Annotated in this window: 26 protein-coding genes; 6 read left to right on the plus strand and 20 right to left on the minus strand. The window is 44.4% G+C overall.

What is annotated here, in order from left to right; all coding sequences use genetic code 11:
- Positions 1-52 precede the first annotated feature (52 nt).
- Positions 53-1,168 carry a citrate synthase gene (citZ, locus tag ACFQ2J_RS07340; protein ID WP_386058009.1) on the minus strand — a complete coding sequence of 372 codons (1,116 nt, stop codon included), beginning with the start codon at positions 1,166-1,168 and terminating at the stop codon, positions 53-55.
- 312 nt (positions 1,169-1,480) lie between these two features.
- On the opposite strand from citZ, the gene ytvI reads away from it, so the two are divergent.
- On the plus strand, positions 1,481-2,599 hold the full coding sequence (gene ytvI / locus ACFQ2J_RS07345) for a sporulation integral membrane protein YtvI (RefSeq protein ID WP_386058012.1): 1,119 nt from the start codon (positions 1,481-1,483) through the stop codon (positions 2,597-2,599).
- Between the two features lie 98 nt (positions 2,600-2,697).
- On the opposite strand, the gene ACFQ2J_RS07350 is transcribed toward ytvI, so the two are convergent.
- The 8 genes from ACFQ2J_RS07350 to dnaE all read right to left on the minus strand — a co-directional run bounded on the left by ACFQ2J_RS07350 (position 2,698) and on the right by dnaE (position 13,567).
- Positions 2,698-3,090: an FxsA family protein gene (locus ACFQ2J_RS07350; protein ID WP_386058015.1), complete on the minus strand. Its 393-nt coding sequence runs from the start codon at positions 3,088-3,090 to the stop codon at positions 2,698-2,700.
- A 106-nt stretch (positions 3,091-3,196) separates the two neighbouring features.
- Positions 3,197-4,957 carry a pyruvate kinase gene (pyk, locus tag ACFQ2J_RS07355; RefSeq protein ID WP_386058391.1) on the minus strand — a complete coding sequence of 587 codons (1,761 nt, stop codon included), beginning with the start codon at positions 4,955-4,957 and terminating at the stop codon, positions 3,197-3,199.
- Between the two features lie 37 nt (positions 4,958-4,994).
- Positions 4,995-5,954 (minus strand): 6-phosphofructokinase, encoded by a 960-nt coding sequence (gene pfkA, locus ACFQ2J_RS07360; RefSeq protein WP_386058017.1) that lies wholly within the window; start codon positions 5,952-5,954, stop codon positions 4,995-4,997.
- 257 nt (positions 5,955-6,211) lie between these two features.
- The gene (accA, locus tag ACFQ2J_RS07365) at positions 6,212-7,177 is read right to left on the minus strand and encodes an acetyl-CoA carboxylase carboxyl transferase subunit alpha (RefSeq protein WP_386058020.1); all 966 of its coding nucleotides are present in this window, start codon (positions 7,175-7,177) and stop codon (positions 6,212-6,214) included.
- Entirely contained in the window at positions 7,174-8,031 is an 858-nt protein-coding gene (gene accD / locus ACFQ2J_RS07370) for an acetyl-CoA carboxylase, carboxyltransferase subunit beta (RefSeq protein ID WP_386058023.1), read from the minus strand. Before accD ends, accA begins: the two co-directional genes overlap by 4 nt.
- A 94-nt stretch (positions 8,032-8,125) precedes the next feature.
- Positions 8,126-8,728, minus strand: coding sequence for a FadR/GntR family transcriptional regulator (locus ACFQ2J_RS07375; protein ID WP_386058025.1), 603 nt, complete (start codon positions 8,726-8,728; stop codon positions 8,126-8,128).
- 77 nt (positions 8,729-8,805) lie between these two features.
- Positions 8,806-10,044: an NAD(P)-dependent malic enzyme gene (locus tag ACFQ2J_RS07380; protein ID WP_386058028.1), complete on the minus strand. Its 1,239-nt coding sequence runs from the start codon at positions 10,042-10,044 to the stop codon at positions 8,806-8,808.
- Positions 10,045-10,213: 169 nt separating this feature from the next.
- A complete protein-coding gene (dnaE, locus tag ACFQ2J_RS07385) occupies positions 10,214-13,567 on the minus strand; it encodes a DNA polymerase III subunit alpha (protein WP_386058031.1) in 3,354 nt (1,117 codons plus the stop codon).
- A gap of 138 nt (positions 13,568-13,705) precedes the next feature.
- Between dnaE and ACFQ2J_RS07390 the strand changes: the two genes are divergently transcribed.
- The 3 genes from ACFQ2J_RS07390 (at position 13,706) to ACFQ2J_RS07400 (ending at position 14,835) form a co-directional block, all read left to right on the plus strand.
- Positions 13,706-14,038, plus strand: coding sequence for a YtrH family sporulation protein (locus ACFQ2J_RS07390; protein WP_386058033.1), 333 nt, complete (start codon positions 13,706-13,708; stop codon positions 14,036-14,038).
- Positions 14,038-14,535, plus strand: coding sequence for a sporulation membrane protein YtrI (ytrI, locus tag ACFQ2J_RS07395; RefSeq protein WP_386058035.1), 498 nt, complete (start codon positions 14,038-14,040; stop codon positions 14,533-14,535). The genes ACFQ2J_RS07390 and ytrI overlap by 1 nt, the downstream gene beginning before the upstream one ends.
- A gap of 108 nt (positions 14,536-14,643) precedes the next feature.
- Positions 14,644-14,835, plus strand: a complete 192-nt coding sequence (locus ACFQ2J_RS07400) for a hypothetical protein (RefSeq protein WP_386058037.1) — start codon at positions 14,644-14,646, stop codon at positions 14,833-14,835.
- A 106-nt stretch (positions 14,836-14,941) separates the two neighbouring features.
- On the opposite strand, the gene ACFQ2J_RS07405 is transcribed toward ACFQ2J_RS07400, so the two are convergent.
- Positions 14,942-15,886: a DHH family phosphoesterase gene (locus ACFQ2J_RS07405; protein WP_386058040.1), complete on the minus strand. Its 945-nt coding sequence runs from the start codon at positions 15,884-15,886 to the stop codon at positions 14,942-14,944.
- A gap of 131 nt (positions 15,887-16,017) precedes the next feature.
- Between ACFQ2J_RS07405 and ACFQ2J_RS07410 the strand changes: the two genes are divergently transcribed.
- Positions 16,018-16,311 (plus strand): YtpI family protein, encoded by a 294-nt coding sequence (locus ACFQ2J_RS07410; protein ID WP_386058043.1) that lies wholly within the window; start codon positions 16,018-16,020, stop codon positions 16,309-16,311.
- Between the two features lie 97 nt (positions 16,312-16,408).
- On the opposite strand, the gene ACFQ2J_RS07415 is transcribed toward ACFQ2J_RS07410, so the two are convergent.
- The 9 genes from ACFQ2J_RS07415 to ACFQ2J_RS07455 form a co-directional block, all read right to left on the minus strand.
- Complete coding sequence (locus tag ACFQ2J_RS07415) at positions 16,409-17,722, minus strand: DRTGG domain-containing protein (RefSeq protein ID WP_386058046.1); 1,314 nt, start codon at positions 17,720-17,722, stop codon at positions 16,409-16,411.
- A gap of 459 nt (positions 17,723-18,181) precedes the next feature.
- Complete coding sequence (locus ACFQ2J_RS07420; protein ID WP_386058049.1) at positions 18,182-18,862, minus strand: metal-dependent hydrolase; 681 nt, start codon at positions 18,860-18,862, stop codon at positions 18,182-18,184.
- A 43-nt stretch (positions 18,863-18,905) separates the two neighbouring features.
- Positions 18,906-20,456: a polyamine aminopropyltransferase gene (locus ACFQ2J_RS07425; RefSeq protein WP_386058052.1), complete on the minus strand. Its 1,551-nt coding sequence runs from the start codon at positions 20,454-20,456 to the stop codon at positions 18,906-18,908.
- A gap of 69 nt (positions 20,457-20,525) precedes the next feature.
- Positions 20,526-20,921: a DUF350 domain-containing protein gene (locus ACFQ2J_RS07430; RefSeq protein ID WP_386058055.1), complete on the minus strand. Its 396-nt coding sequence runs from the start codon at positions 20,919-20,921 to the stop codon at positions 20,526-20,528.
- Positions 20,922-20,936: 15 nt separating this feature from the next.
- Positions 20,937-21,608: a DUF4247 domain-containing protein gene (locus ACFQ2J_RS07435; protein WP_386058058.1), complete on the minus strand. Its 672-nt coding sequence runs from the start codon at positions 21,606-21,608 to the stop codon at positions 20,937-20,939.
- A gap of 120 nt (positions 21,609-21,728) precedes the next feature.
- A complete protein-coding gene (locus ACFQ2J_RS07440) occupies positions 21,729-22,397 on the minus strand; it encodes a PspA/IM30 family protein (protein ID WP_386058061.1) in 669 nt (222 codons plus the stop codon).
- A gap of 13 nt (positions 22,398-22,410) precedes the next feature.
- Positions 22,411-22,923, minus strand: a complete 513-nt coding sequence (locus ACFQ2J_RS07445) for a DUF4178 domain-containing protein (RefSeq protein WP_386058064.1) — start codon at positions 22,921-22,923, stop codon at positions 22,411-22,413.
- A 209-nt stretch (positions 22,924-23,132) separates the two neighbouring features.
- On the minus strand, positions 23,133-24,251 hold the full coding sequence (ald, locus tag ACFQ2J_RS07450) for an alanine dehydrogenase (protein WP_386058066.1): 1,119 nt from the start codon (positions 24,249-24,251) through the stop codon (positions 23,133-23,135).
- Positions 24,252-24,393: 142 nt separating this feature from the next.
- On the minus strand, positions 24,394-25,173 hold the full coding sequence (locus ACFQ2J_RS07455; protein ID WP_386058069.1) for an SDR family oxidoreductase: 780 nt from the start codon (positions 25,171-25,173) through the stop codon (positions 24,394-24,396).
- Between the two features lie 54 nt (positions 25,174-25,227).
- Between ACFQ2J_RS07455 and ACFQ2J_RS07460 the strand changes: the two genes are divergently transcribed.
- The gene (locus ACFQ2J_RS07460; RefSeq protein WP_386058072.1) at positions 25,228-26,550 is read left to right on the plus strand and encodes a purine-cytosine permease family protein; all 1,323 of its coding nucleotides are present in this window, start codon (positions 25,228-25,230) and stop codon (positions 26,548-26,550) included.
- On the opposite strand, the gene ACFQ2J_RS07465 is transcribed toward ACFQ2J_RS07460, so the two are convergent.
- Entirely contained in the window at positions 26,547-26,696 is a 150-nt protein-coding gene (locus tag ACFQ2J_RS07465) for a hypothetical protein (protein ID WP_386058075.1), read from the minus strand. The two genes, ACFQ2J_RS07460 and ACFQ2J_RS07465, sit on opposite strands and share 4 nt — an antisense overlap.
- Position 26,697: the final 1 nt, after the last annotated feature.

Below are 26,697 nucleotides of genomic sequence, written 5' to 3' on the forward strand. Positions count from 1 at the left end.
AAGTGCTGCAACTGCTCGATAGACATGATAGAAGCCGGTCTCCCGGCTTTTATCAGCGTTGATCGATAGGTTTATAACTCTGTTTTTTCGGTCCGACATATTCTGCACGTGGACGGATCAGACGGTTGTTATCAAACTGTTCCAGGATGTGTGCAAGCCATCCGGAAACACGGCTGACAGCAAAGATCGGTGTGAACAAGTCATGATCGATGCCCAGGCTGTGATAGACAGAAGCAGAATAGAAGTCTACGTTCGCCGGAAGACCTTTCTCTTCTTTGATATAGTCTTCAATTTTGATAGACATGTCATAGTATTTGGAATGACCTGTAAGCTTGGTCAATTCTTTGGACATTTCACGCAGGTGCTTCGCGCGCGGATCACCTTTACGGTAAACACGGTGTCCCATACCCATGATCTTCTCTTTCTTCTCAAGACGTTCCTTGATGTAAGGAATCGCATTGTCCACTTCGCCGATTTCAGACAACATCTTCATCACGCGCTCGTTCGCACCACCGTGCAAAGGTCCTTTCAATGCACCGATGGCAGCAGTTACGCCGGAATATACATCGGACAAGGTCGCTACACATACACGCGCTGTGAATGTCGATGCATTCAGCTCGTGGTCAGCGTGAAGCACCAATGCTTTATTGAATGCTTCTACCTCGATATCTTCTGGTTGTTTCCCGTTCATCATATAAAGGAAGTTCGCTGCAAACCCTAGATCACTTTTCGGTGATACAGGATCCTGTCCATTGCGGATACGTGCAAATGCTGTCACAACAGTAGGAATCTTTGCTTGAAGACGAAGTGCTTTACGCTTATTGGCTTCTTCTTCCATAACATCAGATTCCTCATCATAGAGACCGAGCATGGAAACTGCTGTACGTAGAGCAGCCATCGGATGAACCGTTTTCAAATCGTAGGATTTCAAATGAGTGATGACTTCTTCAGGGATTTCCATGCTGGAGACAAGCTCCTTCTTGAAGGAATCCAATTCATCTGAAGTAGGGAGCTTAAGGTTCCAAAGCAGGTAGATGACCTCTTCGAAACTGGAGTTTTCTGCTAAATCGTCAATATCATAACCGACATATGTCAACTGATCGTCGATGATGGAACTGATCGAAGATTGCGTGGCTACTATACCTTCTAGACCTTTTGTTGCTGTCATTAAATCTCTCTCCTTTATAAAAATTGTGACACTTATGTTGGATCGAATAAGGTTAGAAAACGCTTTACCTTCATCCATATAACTGTACAGGAATAAATCCCCACAGACAATTATAAAACAATCTGAAAAATATGTGAATTGAAACCGGTTAATTTAAGGATATTTTATCATCCTTATTGGCGATTCCAGTCGAAATCGGATCTGTGTATTGAAATCGATTTCAAAATTGAACACATAGATGTAAACTAACCTATCCGTCTTACACTATATCACAATGACAGGAAAAATTCCCTTAGTTAGGAGGCATTAACTATGGATCTTACGATGGTTTACCGTACTATGCGATTACTTTTAGTTGCTGCTGCTATTTTTGGAGGGTTATTCATTGTATATTTCGCCGCCCAATATACCTATCCATTCATCATCGCACTGATCATCGCCTTCTTCATCAATCCGGTCGTTGACATGCTTGAAGAGAGAGTGAACATGCCTCGCGGGTTAGCGGTCTTCCTTGCTATTTTGGCTATCCTTGCTTTGATTGCCGGAATCATTACATTACTAGTCGTAGAACTTGCAAATGGTGCTTCCTACCTTGCAGATGAAGTGCCTGAACATTTCAAATCACTCGTCAATTATATCCAGGTGTTGATTTCATCCACGATCGTTCCTTTTTACGAAAGGATTTTGTCAATCCTGAGCAATCTGGAGCCATCCCAGCAGCAGACAATCATGGACCATGTCCAGAACGTCGGTGAGAACATCGCTCAGGAAGGGGCTTTGGTACTTCAGGAGATTCTGCAGAAGATTCCTGTCCTGCTAAAAGGGCTGCCTAATTATGTAACCATCCTCGTTTTTTCACTTCTGGGAACATTTTTTATCAGTAAAGACTGGTACCGGCTTGGAGACAAAGTAAAGTCAATCGCACCTCAACGCATCCTGACCTCATCCATGAATATTCTGCAGGGCCTTAAACAAGCGTTGTTCGGATTCGTAAAAGCTCAATTGACGCTGATTTCCATTACCGCTGTCATCGTTCTGATCGGCCTGCTCGTCCTCCGCGTCGATTATGCGGTTACCATCGCCATCATCACTGGCGCAGTCGACTTGATGCCTTACCTTGGTACCGGACTCATCTTTGTTCCTTGGATCATTTATATGTTTTTTACCGGAAATTACTTTTTGTCCATCGGGTTATCTGTCCTTTACATCATCGTTGTCGTTCAAAGACAAGTGATGGAACCGAAAGTGTTATCTACAAATATTGGTGTGGATCCATTAGCTACGTTGATCGCATTGTTCGTCGGCTTCCAGCTTCTCGGTTTTCTCGGACTAATCGTCGGTCCGGTCACTCTTGTAATCCTCAACACCATTCACCGTACCGGGGTTGCAAAAGAAGTCTGGAACTATATCCTCCAGCCAGATCGGAAATAGGGAGGAATAATGAATATAATAATAGCCCCGAAAAATTCATTCGAATTTAATCGGGGCTTTCTCGTATTTTACTATCACAACTTATAGTATAAAACTCATCATGGGCGATAAATGGTTATATTGCCATTTTCCATCATTCTTCGAACCCACTTGCTGATCAATGCTTTAATTGGAGTCCTTGTAGCTGGAATCAACAACATAAATCCTATTGCATCGGTTATAAATCCTGGGGTGAGTAATACTGCTCCTCCTACAAGGATACAGGCGCCATCAAGGAGCGTTCCCTGGGGCATCTGTCCCATCGAGACGGATTGCCTGAAACTGTAGATGGTCTCAAGACCCTGCTTTTTCGCAAGCCATGCACCGACAACACCGGTGGCAATGATCAATAGAATGACCCATAACGGTCCGATAAGGGAACCTGCATAGACGAGGATGCCGATTTCAAGTGCAGGAACGATGATGATGAGTAATAATAGCCAACGAAACATGGAGACCCTTCCTTTACTGAGGTTTGTCTTTTATTATACGTCAATCGCACTTAAAGATAAAAGAAAAGGGTGAGGCCATTAGCCTTCACCCTTTCAAAACATTACATTATAGAACACTGGCATGTCCAAGATAGATGTCTCCACGTGAACTGTCAATGGTAATCTCTTTACCGTCTTCAATGATGGTAGTTGCATCATTTACTCCTACGACTACCGGAATGCCAAGGCTCAGGCCGACAACAGCTGCATGAGATGTCAGTCCGCCTTCCTGTGTTACAATACCACCTGCTTTTTCAATGGCAGGCATCATATCCTTATCCGTACCATAGGTAACAAGAATGTCGCCTTCTTCGACTTTTTCGATCGCTTCTTCAGCATTTTTAGCAATTACTGCTCTGCCATAAGCGCTGCTCTTACCGATTCCTTGTCCTTTAGTAAGCACATCTCCGATGACATGCACTTTAAGCAGGTTGGTTGTACCGCTTTCTCCGACAGGAACACCAGCTGTAATGATGATACGGTCTCCTCGTTTCACAAGACCGGATGCAAGACCTCGGTCAACTGCGATATCGAGCATATCGTCAGTTGTGGACGCTCTTGAGCCCAATTCTGCGTGCACACCCCATACAAGTGAAAGCATACGTAGTACACGTTCATTTGAAGTAACAGCAACGATCGGTGCTTGTGGACGGTATTTAGAAATCATTCGTGCAGTATGACCACTTTCTGTAGGCGCAAGAATTGCTTCTACATCAAGATTGATGGCCGTATGCGTCACGGATTGGCTGATTGCATCGGTAATCGTCAAGTCGCTCATTTTTGAACGATCTTGAAGCAGACGTTTGTAATCAAGTCCTGTTTCCGTCTTCTTGGCAATATTATGCATCGTTTGGACTGCTTCAACAGGATAGCTACCTGCTGCAGTTTCACCGGAAAGCATGATTGCATCTGTACCATCAAAGATAGCATTGGCTACGTCTGATGCTTCTGCTCTTGTCGGACGTGGATTACGTTGCATAGAGTCGAGCATTTGAGTTGCTGTAATGACTGGTTTTCCTGCAACGTTACACTTTTTGATCAGCATCTTCTGCACCAATGGTACGTCTTCTGCAGGAATCTCAACTCCAAGATCACCACGGGCAACCATCAGGCCATCACTGACCGCAAGAATTTCATCGATATTATCGACGCCTTCCTGGTTTTCAATTTTAGGGATGATCTGGATGTGATTCGCATCATGCTTTTCCAGCAATTCACGGATTTCCAACACATCGGATGCACGACGTACAAAGGAAGCCGCGATGAAGTCGACCCCTTGTTCGATACCGAATTCGATATCTGCAGCATCTTTGTCAGTGATCCCTGGAAGTTTGACACTTACATTCGGAACATTGACACCTTTTTTATTTTTAAGTATGCCTGAGTTCAGGATGGTCGTTTTCAATTCCTGGCGATCTTTGAGTACTTCCTCGACTTGAAGTTCAATCAGACCATCATCCAGTAGGATTTTGGACCCTTCATGCACATCATCGATCAAGCCTGGGTAAGTGACAGAGAACCGCTCTTTCGTACCTTCCACTTGCTCCATACTGACGTGGATCGTATCTCCTTTTTCAAGTTCGATTTCTCCATCCTTCATTTCACCAGTACGTATTTCCGGACCTTTCGTATCAAGCAGGATTCCAACTGTACGACCTGTATTTTCAGCTGCTTTACGGATGTTTACAATACGCTGGCCATGCTCGTCGAAATCGCCATGGGAAAAGTTCAAACGAGCGACATTCAAACCTGCTTCAATTAGTTCTGACAACGTTTCTACCGATTCGGAAGCTGGTCCGATCGTAGAGACGATTTTGGTCTTTCTTATCATATTATTTCCTCCTTGTTTCCTAACCATCGAAAAATTAAATTGAAAGTTCTTTTGAAAGCTGATACATCTCCATATCAACGGAGTGCTTCTTACTCAACGCTTCGATAATATCGTGATCCACCAATTTATTATTCTGAATTCCTACCATACGACCTGCTTTTCCATGCAGAAGCAAATCGACAGCTTTTGCACCCAGGCGGCTTGCGAGCACTCTGTCTGCTCCTGAAGGAGATCCACCACGTTGGGTGTGGCCTAGAACAGTGACACGTGTTTCCAAGTCTGTAGCTTCCTTGATACGCTGACCAAAGTCAAAGCCGCTTCCGACTCCTTCTGCCACAATGATGATACTATGTTTCTTTCCACGATCATGTCCTCGCTTCAAGCGATCGATGACGTCACTGAATTCATCTTCTTTCTCAGGGATAAGAATACTTTCAGCACCATCTGCAAGTCCTGCCCAAAGTGCAAGGTCTCCTGCATCTCTGCCCATTACCTCGATAACGTAGGTACGCTCGTGAGAAGTAGCAGTGTCTCTGATTTTATCGATTGCATCAATTACAGTGTTCAATGCAGAATCGAAACCGATGGTGAAATCCGTACCAGGGATATCGTTGTCGATCGTACCAGGTACACCGATACAAGGGTACCCCTTTTCCGTCAGTTTCTTCGCACCCATGAATGAACCGTCTCCACCTATTACGATCAGGCCTTCGATCCCATGTTTCTTCAGCTGCTCGATGCCTTTCTGCTGGCCTTCTTCTGTTTTGAACTCTTCACATCTTGCAGAATATAACATCGTACCACCGCGTTGGATGATGTCTCCGACAGAACCTATTTCCATCTTCTCGATATTTCCATCGATCAAGCCCTGGTATCCGTACTTGATTCCATAGACCTCCACATCATGATAAATGGCTTTCCTGACAACGGCACGAATGGCCGCATTCATACCAGGTGCATCTCCACCACTGGTTAACACTCCGATTTTCTTCAACCTCATCACCTCAAAAGTTCTATCTATATTTGAATTCCTCCCCATACTTCATGGAAATTAAACCTTCTTTCCACTGTATGAAAGGAATAATCAACGTTTTTTACATTCAATGCCACAAAATTATACGACATGTATAAACGGATAGCAAACATGAAAGTGGACGTGAAAATCCGTGAAAGCGCTACCTTCCTTTAAAGATGCGAAAAGTCGCACGACATTTTAGTTTGTGCGACTTCTGCCAATAGATTCTAATTCAATTATAGGGGAATCTCGCTGTAATCTCCAATTTTACTATACTTCTCCCAGCGTGCATCAAGGAGTTCTTCTTCATGCAGAGATGTCAGTTCTCCCATGCTTTTTTCAAGCACCTCATCGATATAGGTCGCTTGTTCGAGAATATTGCGGTGTGCACCTCCACGTACTTCTTTGATCACTTCATCAACTACGCCCAATTGCTTCAAGTCGTAAGAGGTGATTTTCATCGTCTCTGCCGCCCTTTGTGCCTGGCCTGAATCCTTCCATAGTAGCGCTGCAGCACCTTCTGGAGAAATGACAGAGTAAGTGGAATTCTCAAGCATGTGTATTCGATCGCCGACACCTAGAGCCAGCGCACCGCCACTTCCTCCTTCTCCGATAACAATGCAGATGATCGGAACACGTAAGCCAGCCATCTCTTTCAAATTCCTGGCGATCGCTTCGCTCTGACCCCGCTCTTCTGCTGCTCTTCCGGGATAGGCACCCTTCGTATCAATGAAACAGATGATCGGTCTGCCGAATTTATCTGCCTGATACATCAATCGTAATGCTTTTCGGTACCCCTCCGGGTGAGGCATCCCAAAATTACGTCTGATATTTTCTTTCGTATCTTTCCCGCGTTGATGCCCGATCACTGTAACCGGAGTGCCTTTATACCTTGCGATTCCGCCTACGATCGCTGCATCATCTCCATACTGACGGTCTCCATGAAGTTCAATGAAATCCGTGAAAAGCGCATCGATATAATCCTGGGTCGTCGGTCGGTCGGCATGACGAGCCATCTGCACACGATCCCAAGGTTTCAAATGCTCATATACGTCTTGTTCAAGATTTGCCAGGCGTTGTTCCAATGTCTCGATTTCATTGGTCAAATCCATTTCACTTTCACTCGTAAGCCGTTTCAGTTCATCGATCTTACCTCGCAATTCGATTACAGGCTTCTCGAATTCCATCACTTGCTGTTTCATGAAGATTCCCCCCTTTGGTGCATGTCTATGATTGTGTGCAGCATATCTTTCATTTCGTGACGATGGATGACACGATCAAGCTGTCCATGTTTAAGTTGGAATTCCGCGGTCTGGAAATCTTCGGGCAGTTTTTCACGAATGGTCTGCTCAATGATCCGGCGGCCAGCGAATCCAATCAGTGCTCCCGGTTCTGCAAAATTAAAATCGCCAAGTGACGCAAAGCTTGCAGATACTCCACCGGTAGTAGGATGGGTCATAATCGAAATCATCAATCCTTTATCGGCATGAAAACGCTGGATGGCGACTGAGGTCTTCGTCATTTGCATCAGACTTAGCACACCTTCCTGCATCCGCGCCCCACCTGAAGCAGTGAAAATGAGAAAAGGTATCCCTTCTTTACGAGCCTGCTCGATTGCATTCGCTATTTTAGAACCTACCACTGCTCCCATGCTCCCCATACGGAAGCGTGAGTCCATGACCGCGATCGCTACAGGCAGGTCCTTGATGGTACCTTTACCAGTTACTACCGCTTCATTCAAACCCGTTTTCTTTCTATCCTTTTCCAATTTCCCTTCATAATCAGGAAAATCGAGTGGATTGTTCGAGACCATCTGCTTGTCCCATTCCTCGAAGCTTCCTTCATCGAACAAGCTGTCAATGCGTTCATATGCAGTCAACTGATGATGATGCCCGCAATGCGGACATACATTCAAGTTTCTGTTCAATTCTTTTCTATAGAAAATCTTCTGACATCCCGGGCATTTTTGCATCAAGCCTTCTGGCACATCTTGTTTCGCTTCCTGGCTCGGGATCGTAGCGTATCGTTTCTTTTTAGTGAATATATCTCTAAGCAAGGCTATTCCTCCTTCGGGACAATGCTTTATCCATTAAATGTAACGGAAGTCTATTAAAAAAATCGTCAGAACATGTCACATTACGTTCGACAATTCATCCTTTCAATCGATATAATTCCCTTACATTCTCACACTCATCGTTTTTAAGTGCCTCCAGCAATTTTTCATAGAATGCCTGATCGAATGTAAACTGATGGATCGTATTTGCAAAACCGTCGATGAGCTGCCACATTTTGTGCAGCAGATCATTGTCGATGATATTGAAAAGATATTGGAATAGATCATAATGAATGCTTTCATCAAATGCTTCAATCATATCCTGCAGTACCGCAAGCTGATCTGTAGTGATATGTTTGGCAGCCACTTGGACTACCTCCACCTCCAGCATGATTTTTGCAGCATACAACTCACACTTAGTCCGGGCTTCATGAAGTATGAATGTGGATAGCAATTCCACCATGTGATAGGGACGGTATGAACGCATGAACGTACCTTCCCCACGTCGTGTTTCAATCAGACCTAAAAGCTCCAGGGCCCGGAAAGCTTCCCGGATTGATGACCTGCCGACATTGAGCTGTTCACTCAAATCCCGCTCTGAAGGTAATTTATCCCCAGGTCGAAGCTTATGTTTTTCGATATAGTGTTTTATCTGTTGCAGCACTTCTTCATATACTTTTGACTTCTGAGGAACGGTCACAGCTCGAGGTCACACTCCTTTACCTTCTTACCATATGTAAATAGAAGGGAAAAACCGGTTCCCCCTTCTATCACGTATTAATTTTCATCGATCAACGTCAGTTTGCGTGTCTTTTCAGCAACCTGTTCAGGGTCGACACGATGACGCGCAACTCCGGAGTCCATAGCGGCTTTCGCTACTGCTGCAGCCACCGCAGGAGCTACACGCGAATCGAATGGAGCAGGAATGACATAATCCTCATTCAATTCTTCATCAGACACTAGAGAAGCAATCGCTTCAACTGCCGCGATTTTCATCTTTTCATTGATGCGTGTCGCTCTGACATCCAATGCACCACGGAAAATTCCCGGGAAAGCGAGGACATTGTTGACTTGGTTCGGAAAGTCGGAGCGGCCTGTGCCGATCACTTTCGCTCCTGCTTCTTTCGCGTCTTCCGGCATGATTTCCGGTTCAGGATTCGCCATTGCGAAAATGATGGAATCGTCGTTCATACGTGCAACCATTTCCTTCGAAAGCAAACCACCAACGGAGACACCGATGAACACATCCGCACCTTCCATCACTTCTTCAAGGTTTCCTTCCTGCTTATCTTTATTCGTAATCTTAGCGATTTCATCTTTGACATCGTTCATTCCGTAGCTGCGTCCTTCAAAGATCGCACCTTTGGAATCACACATGATGATGTCACGTACTCCGAAATGATACAACAGTTTGATGATGGCGATTCCTGCTGCTCCCGCACCGTTAGCAATAACTTTAATGTCGGAGAAGGACTTGCCGGTGATTTTCAAGGCATTCATCAATCCTGCCACAGTAACGATGGCAGTACCGTGCTGATCATCATGGAAAATAGGTATATTCGTTTCTTTTTTCAATCGTTCTTCAATGATGAAACAGTTTGGAGCAGCGATATCTTCCAGGTTCACTCCGCCGAAAGTCGGTTCCATCAACTTGACTGTCCGCACGATCTCATCGATGTCATTCGTATCTAAACAGATTGGGAACGCATCGACGCCAGCGAAGCTCTTGAACAAGGCTGCTTTTCCTTCCATTACAGGTAACGATGCTTCAGGACCGATATTACCGAGGCCCAATACAGCAGAACCATCTGTTACGACAGCCACCATATTTCCCTTCATCGTATAATCGTAGACAGATTCTTTATGGTCATATATTTCTTTACACGGTTCGGCTACTCCAGGTGAATAAGCCAAACTGAGATCTTTAGCATTTCGGACTGGTACTTTCGAATGCGTCTCAAGCTTTCCTTTATTTACTCGGTGAATGTGCAATGCCTCATCTCTCAAATTCGACACCAATAACCCGCTCCTTTAGCTTACATTTAACTGTTCAAGTGGTCAGACCACCGTAATAGACTACTTAATTATAACAGATGAGTCAAACGTGTAAAGTAAAGGCTGTCCTCCTTTCGTTAAAAGAAAAAATCCAACATACGGCTGGTCGTATGTTGGACTTATTCCCTGTCTATAGGTTTTTATTCGAACGAAGCGCCACTGAATCTTTCCCAAAATAATCAGTCAATGCTTTCAAGCAGTCTCTGGAAGGTTGGACATAATGATCCTTTGAAAGCTGATACGTTTTCTTTGATTGGGAGTTATGGACGATGACCGGGGTATTCCCTGGAAAATATGCAGCAATTTGGCGAATTGCTTGCAATGCATCATATTCTTCCTGTTCTGTGATCCGAATGAATAGCTTCTGGGACACGTTTTTGTCCAGCTTTTTTTCATCAAACGGTTCCATCGAAGCCAATAGCCATTGTAATTGGCCGTTGCGTTCTTCCACTTTTCCTTCAAAGCTAATCAGCATACCTTCACTTAGCCAGCTCCGTACATCGCGATACAGCTCAGGAAAAATGACGGTTTCCATTTCTCCGTGTTCATCACTGACACTCATGAATGCCATCGGATCACCGCGCTTCGTTCTGATTTGTTTGATATGATCGACGACTGCACAAGCTTTCAGACGATTCCGTTGCTTAGTCATTTCAAGCTGGGGAAATGCGATGAATCCATTTTCCCTCAAACTCGCTCGGTACGTCTCCAGCGGATGACTGGACAGATAAATCCCCAACACTTCTTTTTCCAAGGCCAACTGCTTCAACTGTGGGAAAGGCTCTGTTTCAATATAGCTTACATCCAATTGGACTTCATTCTGGAAAAAAGATGGCTGGTCATCAAATTCTCTGAACAATTCACCCTGTTCGATAGCCTGATCGATGCTTGCAAGCAAGCTTGCTCTATTCGGATTGGTATCATCAAACGCACCTGCGAGAATCAGAGATTCCATGACAGAGCGGTTCACTGTTTTCATCGGAACACGCAGGCAAAAATCGTACAGGTTTTTGAAAGGTCCATTCTTTCTTGCTTCAAGTATGGACTGGATCGCCTGGTAACCTACTCCTTTAATTGGAAGAAGGCCAAGTCTGATGTGACCTTTCTTCGCTTTTGAAACCGCCAGGCTCGCATTGATCGATGGCGGTAAAACGGTGATCCCATTTTCTTTTGCTTCCTGTACATACATCGAGAGTTTTTCCTGACTTCCCATCGTACTGTTCATCAATTCCGCAAGAAACTGTGCGGGAAAATGCGCCTTCAAGTACGCAAGCTGATAAGAAATCATACTATACGCTACCGCATGGCTGCGGTTGAATCCATAGTTGGAAAAGCGAACGATCCAGTCATAGAGTTCTTCAGCTACATGGTCTGGATAACCGTTTCCCCTGCTTCCTTGTAAAAATGATTTGCGCTGTTCTTCGATTAACCCTTTTTTCTTCTTGCTCACTGCCCGCCGCAGTAAATCTGCTTGTCCAAGTGAAAATCCGGCGATTTTACTTGCAACCTGCATGATCTGTTCCTGATAGACTAGTACGCCAAATGTCTTTTCCAGTATCGGCGCCACATCGGCATGGGGATACTTGACGCTTTCTTTTCCATGTTTCCTATTGATGAATGTTTGAATATATTCCATCGGACCTGGGCGATAAAGCGCGTTAACTGCCACAATATCCTCGAACCTGTTAGGCTTGAGACGTTTGAGTACACTCTTCATCCCCTGTGATTCCAGCTGGAAAACACCATTTGTTCTTCCATCACGTAAGAGCCGGTACGCCTCCTCATCATTTTCCGGAATGGACTCAACCAGGAAAGACGATTGCCCTTGTTTTTGAATGCTCGCTTCGATACGTTCAATCAGTGAAAGGTTCCTCAATCCGAGAAAATCCATCTTTAACAAGCCGATAGCTTCAAGGTCACCCATTGGATACTGGGTTAAACGCACCTCATCATGTCCCGGCATGGTTGCCACATCATCGATTAATGGTCTGTCACTGATAATCACGCCTGCAGCATGGGTCGAGGCATGCCTAGGCAACCCTTCGAGCTTAGCAGCAATCGCAAAAAGCCGCTTCAATTTCGGCGATTGACGGATGTACATAGCAAGCTCCTCAGACGTTTTAACAGTCTCTACAATTGACCGTCCTCCCGTTTTCGGGAATTCCTTCATAATGAATGCGATATCTTCCTGGTCGATCCCGATCGTCTTGAACAATTCACGGAGTAAACTCCGCGCAGCGAATGTACCAAATGTGACGATTTGAGCTACCCTGTCTGCTCCGTACATTTCATTGACATAACGAATGACTTCGTCTCTCCTGTGGTCGGAAAAGTCGATATCGATATCAGGCATCGATACCCGTTCAGGATTGAGAAAACGCTCGAACAGAAGGTCATACTTCAATGGGTCGACATCGGTGATACCTAATAGATAGGCGACAATTGATCCTGCTGCAGACCCACGACCAGGACCTACCATGATCCCCTGGTTCTTCGCATAGCTGATAAAGTCCCAGACAATCAGAAAATAATCACTGAACTGCATTTTGGTGATGACCTTCAGTTCATATTCCAATCGCTCTTTTGCTTGTCGATGGTTATCAGGGTATTTGTTTTTCATCCCTTGGACACAAAGTTCTCTAAGGTATGATTCTGATCCTTTGTTGTCCGGGCACGGATATTTTGGAATTCTCTGGTCCTCGATTGGAATGTCCACGTTGCATCGGGAAGCGATCTGCACTGCAGATTCCAGTGCATCTGGCCATATCTCTCCGAAAAGATCTTCCATTTCTGCTGGGGAGGCTAAATGATGGTTCTTCCATTGGCTTAGCTCAGGTTCTGGTGACCATCTTCTTCCATCCTTCATTGCAAGCAGGCATTCGAATGCCAAGTCATCCTTCTCATCCAAATACCGTACATCCTGTATTGCCGTCACTGGTACGTGATAGGTTTCCGCAAAAGGTTTGATTGCCTTAAGTGCAACCCTTTCTTTTTCATTCCCATGGTGATGGATACCGATATATGTGTCATTGGACATGTTCAGATTGCGCCATAATTCATTCGCTGCTTTGTAATCCTCTGACTCCAGTAGATGTTGGAGCGGTGAACCGATCGCGGGGATGATTGTTACTAAATCATTTATGTATGCTTCCATTTCCCCCCACTCAAACGGTTTGGAGGTGTCCTGTTGATACAAAGAACTTATTTTCAGCAAGTGTTTGAATCCATTATGATTTTTCGCAAGTAAGGTAACCGGGAAAGTGTGATCGCTCCACTGCACCTGGAGGATCATGCCAAGGATCGGCTTCAGTCCCCGCTGTTTACATTCTAAATAAAAACGAAGTGAGCCGTGCATGACGCCTTCATCAGTCAATGCTACTGACTCGAAGCCTTTTTCCTTCGCTTCTTCGACTAACTTATTGATTGTTATGGTACTTTTCATAAAACTGAATCCGCTTCGCACCTGTAAATGTGTAAAAGCCATGCCACTCACCTTCTCTCTGTTCTCATTATAGCGGATACCGCCTTCCGGAAGAAACCTATCCGCATACCTTGTCCATTTCTTACATAGATATTAATGATACCTGTAACCAGGATCGGGTGTGGATAAGGAGGGCATTCCATGGAAGAACGATTGATCGTTTCGATGATCCATTGTTTTTTTATTGCTTTTGGAGTCATTATCGGAGGAGCATTCATCGGAAGCCTTGGCAGTTTATTGACTGGAGAGCCGCCGATTACCTCAATGGTACGCATTTCGAAGGGGTTGCGCATCTGGGCAATCGTTGCGGCTATTGGAGGAACATTCGATGCAATTGCCAACTTTGAAAAGGGAATTCTGGATGGATCTACTTTTGATATATTCAAACAGGTAATGATCATCGTTTCTGCAATGGGCGGGGTAAAGGGAGCTTTATTATTTTTGCAGTGGACATTGCAAGAGGAAATCACATAATGCATATTCCTCCATATTATAAGAAAGGCAGCTGGCAACGCTTTTTTGCAGGAATGCTTGCAGGAGCTTTCGTAGCATATGCCCTTTTCATCTATATCAGCGGAAACCTGCTGGAGCATTGGGTGGAAGAAAATATCACTTTGCGCGGGGAACTATCCGAATTGGAATCCACCTACAACAATTTATTGGAAACGCACGAAAAAGAAAAAGACCATTACATCATCCAGGAAATGGATGTCATCTTTTCGAGCTCCCGGAATTTATCGATCGATCGTCTGACACGTCATCAGCTCGAAGGACTGATTAAAGCAGAGATCCAGGACACGATCGGGAAAGGGGTCGAGGAGGTTTCGAATAACAGCAATTTATTGATCAAGACGATTGAAAACAAACGATATAAAGTCTCCGACCTTACGTATCAAGTGGATGTAACAGAACTGACGATCTCTCAGGTGCTGGTCATAAAAGTCAATATTAAACAAGGCAATTCATCTTAGAATTAAATTGTGACAAATATATTAAATATTCTGAATGATTATAGTAGAATCGTGCATTTTGTAATAAAATAGAAATAAGAAAAATACTTTTATAAAGGGGTGAGTAGCATGTTGATTATGGACCGTCATCGAATGTTGGAAGAGAAAGTTGGTCAACTTATGAATGGCCATACCGCTTACGCTGAAACAGATGAACTCATCCGACTCATGAAAAGGGAAGTCGCCAAACACGAACTTGATGTGTACCTTGACCAGACCGAAGCAGGCTGTTGGTTTATTCCAATCGACCAGCACGTATAACAGATAGCTTCGGCTAAAAAAAGGTCTGTCCCCACTGCAGGATCCATTTCAAGCGATTCACGAATGCGGGAACGGACCATTTATTTTTTTAGGTGCTTTTTCATTTTCATCTGAATTCTAAACAAGCCTTTTCCAATTCTTCTGCGATTTGTTCTGTTTCTTCCCAGCTCTTAGCTGATGCACCTGCCGCCATCGGATGACCGCCACCATCGTGCAGCGCCGCGATGCTGTTAACTACAGGACCCTTCGAACGCATCCGCACTCGAATTAGATCGTCCTCCTCGACGAAAAATGCCCATGCGAGGATTCCTTCTATATCCCCAAGCATACTTACCAACTGACTGGTTTCCAACACGGTTACATCGTACTGTTCCATGATTTCTTTTGTCAGTTTCACCGTACAGGAACCAGAGGCAGAAACAGTAAAATTCTGCAGGATGTAGCCTTTCAGGCGAGCTACGTTCAACTGTGTGTTGTACATACCGTCGTATAACTCAGGTCGATTGAATGGATATTGAACAAGATCGGCTGCAAATTCCAACGTCCGTGCAGTAGTACTTGGGTATAGGAATCTCCCCGTGTCTCCCACAATCCCTGCATAAATCAGTCGTGCAGCAGCTTCTGTCAATTTATATCCGTTATCTTTCATTGAGAGATAAAACTCATAAATCATCTCACATGTGGAACTGGAATCTGTATCCACCCATTGGATATCCCCATATTCATCTACATTCGGATGATGATCGATTTTAATAAGCTCTTTCCCCTGCTTATAACGCTGATCATCGACCCTTGCCTTGTTTGCCGTGTCGCACACAATGACAAGCGCTTCCTTATATGTAGCATCATCCACTTCATCCATCACAGTCAGGAATTCAAGAGATGGATCTGCATCCCCTACCATGCGCACCTCTTTGTCAGGAAAAGTTGCTTTTATGATTTCAGCAAGCCCCGCCTGCGAACCTAATGCATCTGGATCAGGACGGACGTGACGATGTATGATGATCGTATCATATGCTTCGATTTTTTTCGCTATTTCTCGTTTACACATAGCCTTCACACCTCTCGTAAGCTCATCTACTATCTATTTAATCATAGAATCAATCTGATAGGTAGCGGAATGGATAAAAACAAGCTACAATGGAAAATGGTCAATCAATATAGGACAGGAGTCGATCGAACATGTTCATTTTTGCAGCACTTATATTAATTTCTCTTGTATTATACATCTACTATAAAGTTGCGATTATCCGCACCTCTGAGCCGCTGATTCAACATTTACATAACAGCAAGGCCAGGATTCTGCTGGGAAGCTTCATTTTTTTCTTCGGAATCAACCAGTATCTTTTTTATGAGACACAGCTTTCATTATTCGTTGCAATCATCTTTATTCTGATAGGAATCTTCCAAATGTATTCAGGCTGGAAACGTCTTCGTCATTATCAGAATGAATACAGTAAGCACGACTGGAATTGAATGATAGCACATCATAAACTAACTTTATCAATAAATTATGATAGCCCCGAACAGGTTCATTTGTTCGGGGCTATCTTCGTACATCTATCACAGTCGATTACCGATCAATCAATTGTGCCATCAGCAATGCTTTACCTACCAATGATTTTTCATGGTAAAGTTCAACGTCGACTTTAGCGAATTTCCGTCCTACCTCAAGAATCTTCGGCCGTACTTCAACTTCGCTCTCTAACTGGACTGGCTTGATGAAATATACGGAGAGATTTTCTACGACCAAATCTCCTTTTTTATATTTACGCAACAGCCTGCTGCTCGATTCTGTTATCAATGAAGCAAACACACCATAGGAAAGAGTGCCAAGCTGATTGGTCATTTGTGGCGTGACTGCTGTCCGGAAAATGACCTCATTCTGCTCCGACGTATCTTCTACCATCTGCTTACTGACAAGGTCGTCAATGGTTTCGCCCACTTGAGGCTGCCGTTGAAGGTGTTGAAGTGCTTTCAGAACATCCTGTCTGGAAATCAGCCCTTGAAGCTTATGATTGGGATCGATCACAGGCATGACTTCGATGCCTTCCCATACCATCATATGGGCTGCATTTGCGAGGGAAGTTTTTGTTTGGACAGTCATCGGATGCTTGGTCATCACTTTATCAATCGGCAAAGATTCATCCCTGCCGATGACATCCTTAGAAGTAACCATCCCTACCACCCGGTTCGTTTCATCGACAACCGGATACCTGCTGTGGAGGGTCTTGCTGTTCAATCGATACCAGTCAGCCACCGTTTCCCCGACTTTCAGGAAATGAGACTGATCGAACGGGGTATAGATGTCATCGACTAACACGATCTCTTTTTTGATCAGTTGGTCATAGATAGCACGGTTGATCATTGTTGCAACGGTGAATGTGTCATAACTGGTAGAAATGATCGGCAACTTCTTTTCATCCGCAAGCCTTTTGACATGTTCATCTGTATCAAATCCACCAGTGATTAGCACAGCCGCTCCCTCTTTTATCGCCAGCTCATGGGCGTTCGTGCGGTTCCCGACGATCAAAAGCGAACCCGCTTCTGTATAGCGCATCATCGCTTCCAATTTCATTGCCCCGATGACGAACTTGTTCAAGGTCTTATAGAGACCTTCCCGTCCTCCCAGCACTTGCCCGTCCACAATATTTATAATTTCAGCAAATGTAAGTCGTTCAATATTTTCTTTTCTCTTTTTTTCAATCCGGATGGTGCCCACACGCTCAATCGTACTGACAAGGCTCTGATTTTCGGCTTCTTTGATGGCTCGGTATGCAGTTCCTTCACTTACATTCAGTTCTTTAGCGATTTGGCGAACCGAAATTTTGCTTCCCACGGTTAATGTTTCAATAAATTGTAGAATCTGTTCATGTTTTGTCGCCATGTGTCTCACCAATCCTTCTAACTGTACTAGTAATTATGTAACTTATTGTTATTATACATATGATACAGATCAGGTGCAATTTTTTCCAGAATACTTCCCCCCTATTAAACTGCTTGCTTTCATTCGTTAAACTTCGGTGCGTATTTATACAGTGGTCTATACTTAGGGAACGTAGCCGAAACAGTGGGAAGGGCGGCTGGGAAACTACTCGCTTTCCTGTGGGGGAGCTGGCGAGCCTCCTCGGTCGTCTTACTCCCTGTGGGGTCTCGCCTAGGCCCTTCTCCCACGGGAGTCTCGCAGTTTCCCAGCCACCCCTGTGTATTTGGTAAACCATCACTGCCTTGCATGATGTATCTTGACTATAGACATGAGGTCCTTAAAATCAACTATTTAAAATGGTCAGAATTCCTAAAAAAAACTGTGTTGCCACTTGGGACAACACAGTTTCTTATGTTCTACTCAGAGTTGCAGGGATTCGCCGACTTCCAGTGCTTTCCCATTTCCAGGTTTCACTTTTTCGGCAAATGCTCTACCATCCTGAGCGATCAGATCGAATGTATCATAATGGATTGGTACGACTGTTTTTGCCTTCAGCCACTCTGCAGCGACCAAAGCATCTTCAGGGCCCATCGTAAAGTTATCTCCAATCGGCAGTAATGCGAGATCGATTTCGTTCATTTCTCCAATCATCTTCATATCGGAGAATAGTCCGGTGTCGCCTGCATGAAACAGTGTTTTACCATCAATCGTCAGTAAGATCCCGGTAGGCATACCAGTATAGACGATCGTTCCGTCTTCTTCTTCATAAGAAGAACCATGAAACGCTTGTGTGAATTTCACTTTTCCGAAATCAAATTCACGTGAACCGCCGATATACATCGGATGTGTATTAATTCCTTTATTACCTAGATACGAGGCAAGTTCAAAAGGTGCTACAACCAATGCATCACATCGTTTCGCAATTGCTTCCGTATCTCCGACATGATCATTATGACCATGTGTGAGCAGGATGACATCTGCTTTAACCTCATCTGCATTCAAATCCGTGTTACCATTCCCGGATATGAATGGGTCAAACAAAATCGTTTTTCCATTCGCTTCCACTTTCACTACAGAATGTCCATGATAAGTTACTTTCACATTACCACTCCTTCTTCGATTTTGTCGTTCAGATTTCCCTCATCTAATAGTTTTCCCATGCTTTTTCATACTTCTCTATGAGATGAGGATCGATCAATGTATTCGGTTCCAGGGAAACAAGCTCTCCCTCACCATTGAGAATTTCCCTATCTTCATCTTTTCCAAACACTTGAAACGCCTGGATGGCATCTGTTGTAAGGAATTCCGTATCTACTCGAAGGTCGATCGTTTTTAAGTCTATATTTCTACGGCTTGCCATAACAAATCCCCAGTTTCCAAAGCTCGGGACATCGACGTGCAGATTATTCGTTAGCATTCCAGTCGAGCGAATCGTCGTATCAATAGTCCAGTACACCTCGGTGGCAAACACCGGGCTCGTCGCCTGCACCATCATTACACCATCCGCTCGTAAATGATTACGGACAAGAGAATAAAACTCTTTCGTGTACAACTTATTCAAGCCTTCGTTATTCGGATCCGGCAAGTCCAGTATAATCACATCAAAGTTGTGGTCCGTGTCTTCCAAGTATCGAAAAGCATCTTGATGGATGATGTCCACCCGGTCATCCGTGAGAGAACCTTCATTCAACTGGAGCAGATGATAGTTCGTATTGGCAAGCTTAGTGATAGCAGGATCAAGATCTACCAATGTCACTTTCTTCATACTTTCGTACTTCAATAATTCTTTGACTGCCAGCCCATCTCCTCCACCTAGCACGAGGATGTCTGCAGGCTGTTCGACCGCCCCCATCGGAACATGGACAAGGGTTTCATGGTAGCGGTATTCATCAGTTGAACTGAACTGTAAGGACCCATTCAGGTAGAGACGAGTGTCCCCCTGTTCTTTAGTAAGGACGATTTTCTGATAAGCACTCTCTTCCATATGGATGATCGGATCTTTATATAATTTCTGTTCAAAGGAGAAAGCCATCTCTTCACCGAAAAACAGACCCACAATCAACAATAAACCGATTGCTACTCCAGGAATGGCGTGCTTTGTTACATTGGCAATTTCATTACGGAATAAGTACAGCACAGTCATCGCTACAGTGAGGTTGATGATACCTACGAGAAAAGCACTTTTCACCATTCCGAGCTCCGGTCTAAGAAGAAAGACGAATAACAGACCACCGATCAATCCCCCTGCATAGTCGGAAAAAAGTACACGAGCAGTACTGCGGTTCAACTCAACTCCGATTTCATTTGCTTTCCGAATCAAGATCGGCAATTCCAACCCTGTCAGTGCTCCGATGGTAAAAGTGATCAAGTAGAGGAACAGCGCATCCGATCCTGACGGTGCGAAAGCAGTCATTCCGAACATTGCAAAGCTTGAAAATCCGCCAATCAACGCGACCATGAACTCGATCCAGACGAAGGTAACCAGAAGACGTTTCATCACCTTCTCACTGATACTTGCCCCTACACCCATCCCTGTCAGGAATAGACTGATCGTCAAGGTGTATTGTTTTACTCCATCTCCAAGTATGTAAGAACCGAGTGCCCCGAACAGCACTTCAAAGATGATTCCGCAGATGGACACGATTCCTGAAGCCCAATATATGAAATTACTCTTTCGAATTCCTTCCTTATTCATGAAGATCCACTCCAGCTGTATGGTCTAAGAAATGAAAAAGCGTTGCCGCATAAACAACGCTTTTCTTTCTCAGGTGATTGATGCTCCTATGACGAATGCCAAACCGATGGACACCGCCATCGAAATGATTCCTACAGCGACATTGTTGCTTTTCAGCATTGTCTCTACAGAAAACTTTCGTGTCAATAACTCGAACAACAGGTATGCAATCATCTGAAGAACGACTCCATATGCACCCCAGATCAACGTATCCCAAATCGTGAAACTATGATAAATGGCAAAAGCGAGTACAATACAGATACCGATGATCTTTCCTGCGATCGATAAAGCCACCGCATGATTCCCTGCCTTCACTTCGTCCCAATCTTTATACTTTCGTGTTAATAATTCAAAAATAACCAAACCGATCACTACAACGACAATCGCCATTGCAAAATAGGCAAGTGTAGCAACAAATGGTCCCATTCTGACTCCTCCTTATTATTTTCCTGTACCTGGTCCGCCTCCACGACTGTCATATCCTCTCAGACCGCCTGAATCTCCTGAGCGGAAACTGCCGCCATACATCGTATAACCTCCATAACAATTACCATTCTTACATTGATTTCTACGCTTCTTGTGCCAGTCGTCTACATCCAGTACATCATCAAGGATGCGGTAGGCCAGCATCCCGGTAAAGAAGCCTGGTGCGTAATTATTCCTAACAAAGTCATCCGATGCTACTTCAATCAACACAACATCTGGTTCTTCCGTGCTTTCTTTCAAAATGATGAATTGATCTGGATAGATAAGCGCCTGCTTGCCTTCCACACGCTCACTGATTTCATCCGGTTCAAGCTTCTCACTGATCAGTTCGGTGAGTTCTGGGATCTCGAATTCACGAGTCATATAGACATTTGCAAGCCCATTTTCACCACGGACCTTATCAAGCAAAGGGAAATTCTCCTCTATCAATGATTCAATGTTCGTTGCAGATGACTGGGAAATAGACTGAGTGATCTCGCTTTTTGATGGTTCATCCGGTAATTCTCCATATGTAGCTTCTTCGTAAGCACCACTCATACCTTTTGAAGCATCATCCCCACCGAAGGCGTTGAAGACAATAAGGATGACAATGACACCAGCAGCAAGCAGTCCCAATAAGTCTTTCATTTCTTTTTCCTCCTTTCTGAAAGAAATGAAGCAAACATCACCTTAAAAGAGCCTGATTCTCCCCTTCACTTAAAGGAGAGACCAGACTCTTTCATTGCTGGTGATGTGGTTCATCGTGGGTTATTCTTTCCCCATTTTCTTCTTCAATGCTGCAAGTTCATCATCAACATCATTCTTTTCCAGTGCTTCGAATTCATCATCCAATGAACGGCTGGACTGGGACATGTCTTCACTAGTTTCAGCTTCCGCTTCAAAATGAAGTACTTTCTCCTCCATTCGCTCAAAGCCTTTACGGGACTCATCCCCACCGATAGAGGACATTGTACGGTTCATTTTCGTACGGGTCTTGGCAGATTCGGCACGTGCTTTCAGCGAGTCCTTCTTCAGCTTCATTTCCTGGTATTCCTTCTTCATTTCATCCAGCTTCTCACGCAATGAATCTGCATCGGTCTTAGCTCGCTCCCACGATGCTTTCAACTGATCCGCTTGTTCCTGCTGCGCATTCTTATCTTCCAGTGCGCGACGTGCCAGATCTTCATTTCCTGCATCAATCGCCTGTTCAGCCTGCTTCATACGTTTTTCCACTAGTGCCTGGGCATCATCGTGCTTCCGCTTCAGCATTTTCTCATTAGCAATCTGCTTCGCAACTGCACTTTCCGCTTCCCTGATATCATTTTCCATTTCTCTCATGAACTGATCCAGCATTTTCACCGGATCTTCTGCTTTGTCCAGCATTGCATTCAACTCTGAACCTACTACTGTCTTCACTCGTTTAAAAAATTGAAACATGTGAACTCCTCCTTTAATGGGATCCTGCTATGATTTTTATTTCATACTCCTCAATATCGTGACCAACACTGACTTCCGTTTCACTTCCCCATTCTTCAATGCTGAGATAGGAACTCTCATCGGATGAAATATAATCAGCGTAATGGGTCGTCCTGCCATTGATGTTCCTGCTTCTTCCTTCTCCAGTTACAGTGGCATTTCCCTCTTCATCCTTATGGTAGGTTACACCATCATGGGTAATCGTTTTGGGGTATGGTTGGGAGACCTGGATATTCACTGGTTTGTAAATGCCCAATTCCAATTCATCATCCATCTCCGCTGCCAGCCAAATTGTCGATTGCCCTTCCAATAACTGATAAGCGAACCACTCATAGGATTGTTCCCGATAGGTGATCTTTCCAACCACTTCATAATCGACAAGATCATAAGTGACGATATCCCCTATTTGTATGCTCAATACAGTTCTTTCACGCACCGTAGGAGCATGTGCTTTTTTTGAAGAAAACAATTTTGAAAATAACCCCAAGTGCTTCACCTCACCTTTCTTGCTCGGGTTATAGTCTATTTACGGACCATAAAGCTCGAACGTTTCATTTTTTATAAAAAAATTTCAGAAAAACTTGGCTTGATTGTTAGTCTTCGCATAACGGGAAATCAACAATGTGATTTACCAAAGCTTGAGTATAAAAAAGCAGGGGGAATACCATCCACCCTGCTTGTGTATGTTTATATTAATCAGTTTTCGAGTAATGAGCGGACATCGGAATATTCTAATCCATGTGCTTCAGCAACTGCCTCATACGTTACATATCCATCCAGCGTATTGATCCCCTTCATCAATGGAAGGTTGTCCAGGCATGCTTTACGATAGCCTTTATTTGCAAGTTGAAGTGCATAAGGAATCGTCACATTCGTTAGTCCGATCGTTGATGTACGTGGTACAGCACCAGGCATGTTGGCAACTGCATAATGCAATACCCCATGTTTCTCATAAGTAGGATTGTCATGGGTAGTGATTCTGTCAGTCGTCTCGAAGATTCCACCTTGGTCGATAGCAACATCGACAATGACAGAACCTTTGGTCATCGATTGTACCATTTCATCCGTGACAAGCTTCGGTGCTTTTGCCCCAGGAATCAGAACAGCACCAACGACTAAGTCGGACTCACTGAGACATTCATGTATGTTCAATGGATTCGACATCATCGTATTGATGGAAGAACCGAAGATATCATCCAACTGACGCAGTCTTTCCGGATTCAAATCGATGATAGTGACATCTGCGCCTAATCCCATAGCAATTTTAGCAGCATTCGTTCCTACTACTCCACCACCGATTACGGTAACCTTCCCTCTCCGTACACCAGGAATGCTTCCAAGCAGAATCCCTTTACCACCGTGTGATTTCTCAAGGAATTGCGCTCCGATCTGAGATGCCATACGTCCTGCAACTTCACTCATCGGAGTCAGAAGTGGAAGTGACCCGTTATCAAGCTGTACTGTCTCGTATGCGATTGCCACAACTTTATTGTCGATCAATGCTTTCGTCAATTCCGGTTCAGGCGCCAAGTGAAGGTAGGTGAAGAGGATCAACCCTTCATAGAAATACCCGTACTCTTCCTGAAGCGGTTCTTTGACCTTCATTACCATTTCCTGTTTCCATGCATCAGCAGCTGTTTCTACCATGACAGCTCCCGCTTCTACATATTGTTCATCTGTAAAATTGGATCCAAGTCCAGCTCCCTTTTGGACGTACACCTCGTGTCCTGCAGTTTTCAGTGAAATGACCCCAGCTGGCGTCATTGCGACACGATTCTCATTGTTCTTTATCTCTGTAGGTACTCCTATTTTCATACCTTCCTACCTCCCAATCGATGTTTCTCTAGGACGCTCGTCCTCCCCTTTACTCCTACAATATACCACCAATCCAACATGGTGGGTACCCTTATTTTTGTAAGCCTTTTCATTGTAACAAAATCGCCTGAGGTTTTCACTCTCATCGGTAGCGGTGAATGACGTCAAGACCACCTGTCACTTCGTAGACAGCTCCTGTGATCATATCTGAATCATCCTGACATAGGAAATCGATTGTCCTTGCGATATCTTCCCCGGTTCCTGACCTGCCGATGGGCGTATTTTCATCTGGAAGGCTTCTGCTTTCTTCTATAGTAGCTTCTTTCATTTCTCCAATGATATTCCCCGGACAAACCATGTTACAGGTGATGCCATGTTCCGCTTCTTCAAAAGCGATCGTTTTAGTAAGCGAAACAAGCCCAACTTTTGCAGCCGCAAAGGCGGAGCGGTAGATCCAGCCTGATGCTGCACCTGCGCCTTGAAAGCCATAATTGATGATCCTGCCGAAGCCATTCTCTCGCATCGATGGAATAACTCCTTTATAAAGCTGGAAGACAGCATCCAAATTCCCACGGATCATCGCATCCCATTCCTCATCGCTGTAATCTGCAAGTTTCTTCCTTTCAAAGATATATGGGCCTGCATTGTTTATTAGGAAATCCACTTTACCAAAGCGTTGGAACGTCTGCTCGATCAACTGTTTCACATCTTCTTTACGTGTGACGTCCGTTTGTACCAGCTGGATCCTGTCCCTTGCTTCAGGCCAGGAATGGAGCAGATCCTGTGCCTTTTCTTCATCACTTCGGTAGGTTACGGTTACGGAATATCCTTGTCTTAAAAATTGATCAGTCACTTTCCTTCCCAGCCCTTTTGTTCCGGCGGTGATCAGTGCGTGTCGCATATCGATTCCTCCTTTGATCATTTACTTCTTCCTCTGGCTTATGTAAAATTATCCCGGGAGGAAGGGGGCCAGCTTATGCAAACTGCTGGGGTTAAACGAGAACGTTTAGAAAAATTCGGATTGGAGTCTGTACCAAGAGAACTGCAACGTACACCATGGTACAGATTTGCATTCATACAAATCGCCATATCTGCAAACGCAGGAAACTTCCTGGTTCCTGCACTCGCTGTAATACAGGGAGAACTATCTTTTATTGCAGCAATCCTGGCTACGTGTCTAGGTGCGTGGGTCGGCTTTGCCTTTGTATCTATTTTATCGCTACCGGGCGCTCGACTGGGTCTGCCAGCCCAATATGTGATCCGATCGATGCTGGGAGTCCAGGGTGCCCGTTATCTTTCATCACCAATCAGAAGCTTGACATCGCTTTACTGGTTCAGTGTCCAGACAATCGGAGGAACGGTTGTACTGCAGCAACTGATCGTCAGAGCTACCGGCGAGCAAATACCTTTCCTATTATTGTCGATTCCATTTTCCATCATCATGGTGATGCTGGCATTAGTCGGTTTCGAAGCTGTAAAACGAGCAACGACTTATTTTCTGCCAATGCTTTTGGCAGGTGAAATGATTATGCTCTACATATACTTTACTACAAATTCAGGTGACCGTTCATTATTGATGCTCTCATCTGAAACGTCTCATGGAAGCTTTTCGATGATGCTTTTTTATGCAAGTCTCGCATTTGTCCAATATGTATCCGGGGTCAGTGCTTCTGCTGATATGACAAGGTATGCAAGAACGCCTAAAGAAGGGGCGTGGGGACTGTTCATCGGCAATGCACTCGGTTTCACATTAACTGCTGTCATAGGTTGTGCTTCTGCTTATTTATTCCATGAACTCAACCCATTCGTATCATCAAGTGCACAAGTCCAGTCACCTCTCATCATCGGGATCATCACACTGACTGCCGTCATTTCGATGATTTCCATCAATATCAGTAATGCTTATACCGGCGGCTATAGCCTGCTGAATACATTTCCACGGTTGAGCCGTATTCAGAGTGCTGTCTTATTCGGAGCTTTGGGTGTCTGCTTCAGTTCCATCCCCGCGCTCGTATATGAAGCAGAAGTATTCATCTCAATGTTAGGTGGGTTCGTCATTCCCATCTCTGCAGTGATTTGTGCAGATTATATTTTCATCAAAAAAATGAAACTGGATGAAACAGCATTGATTCATCTTACCAAAGCAAGAAGTATCAATGCTGTTGCCATCCTATCCATCGGAATAGGTGCTGTCCTATATTTCTTGATTCCAGGGGGATGGTCACCTGGATTCATCGCATTCGTACTCACCTTCAGCTTGTACACATGGATTAAACTTATAGAGCAGCGCCGCACTTAGCGATCTTTTCTTCGTCGGTCTTTTTTCTGATTGTGGTCATTCAGTTCAGCACCAATCACTCCTGATTGATAACTTTCATTAATCATCGCGGAAATTTCTTCTTCCTGCTCAGCGTTTTGAAGCTGCTGTTTCGGATGTTTTTCCAAT

It is taken from the genome of Thalassobacillus hwangdonensis (assembly GCF_042675915.1).
GTDB lineage: Bacteria > Bacillota > Bacilli > Bacillales > Halobacillaceae > Thalassobacillus_A > Thalassobacillus_A hwangdonensis.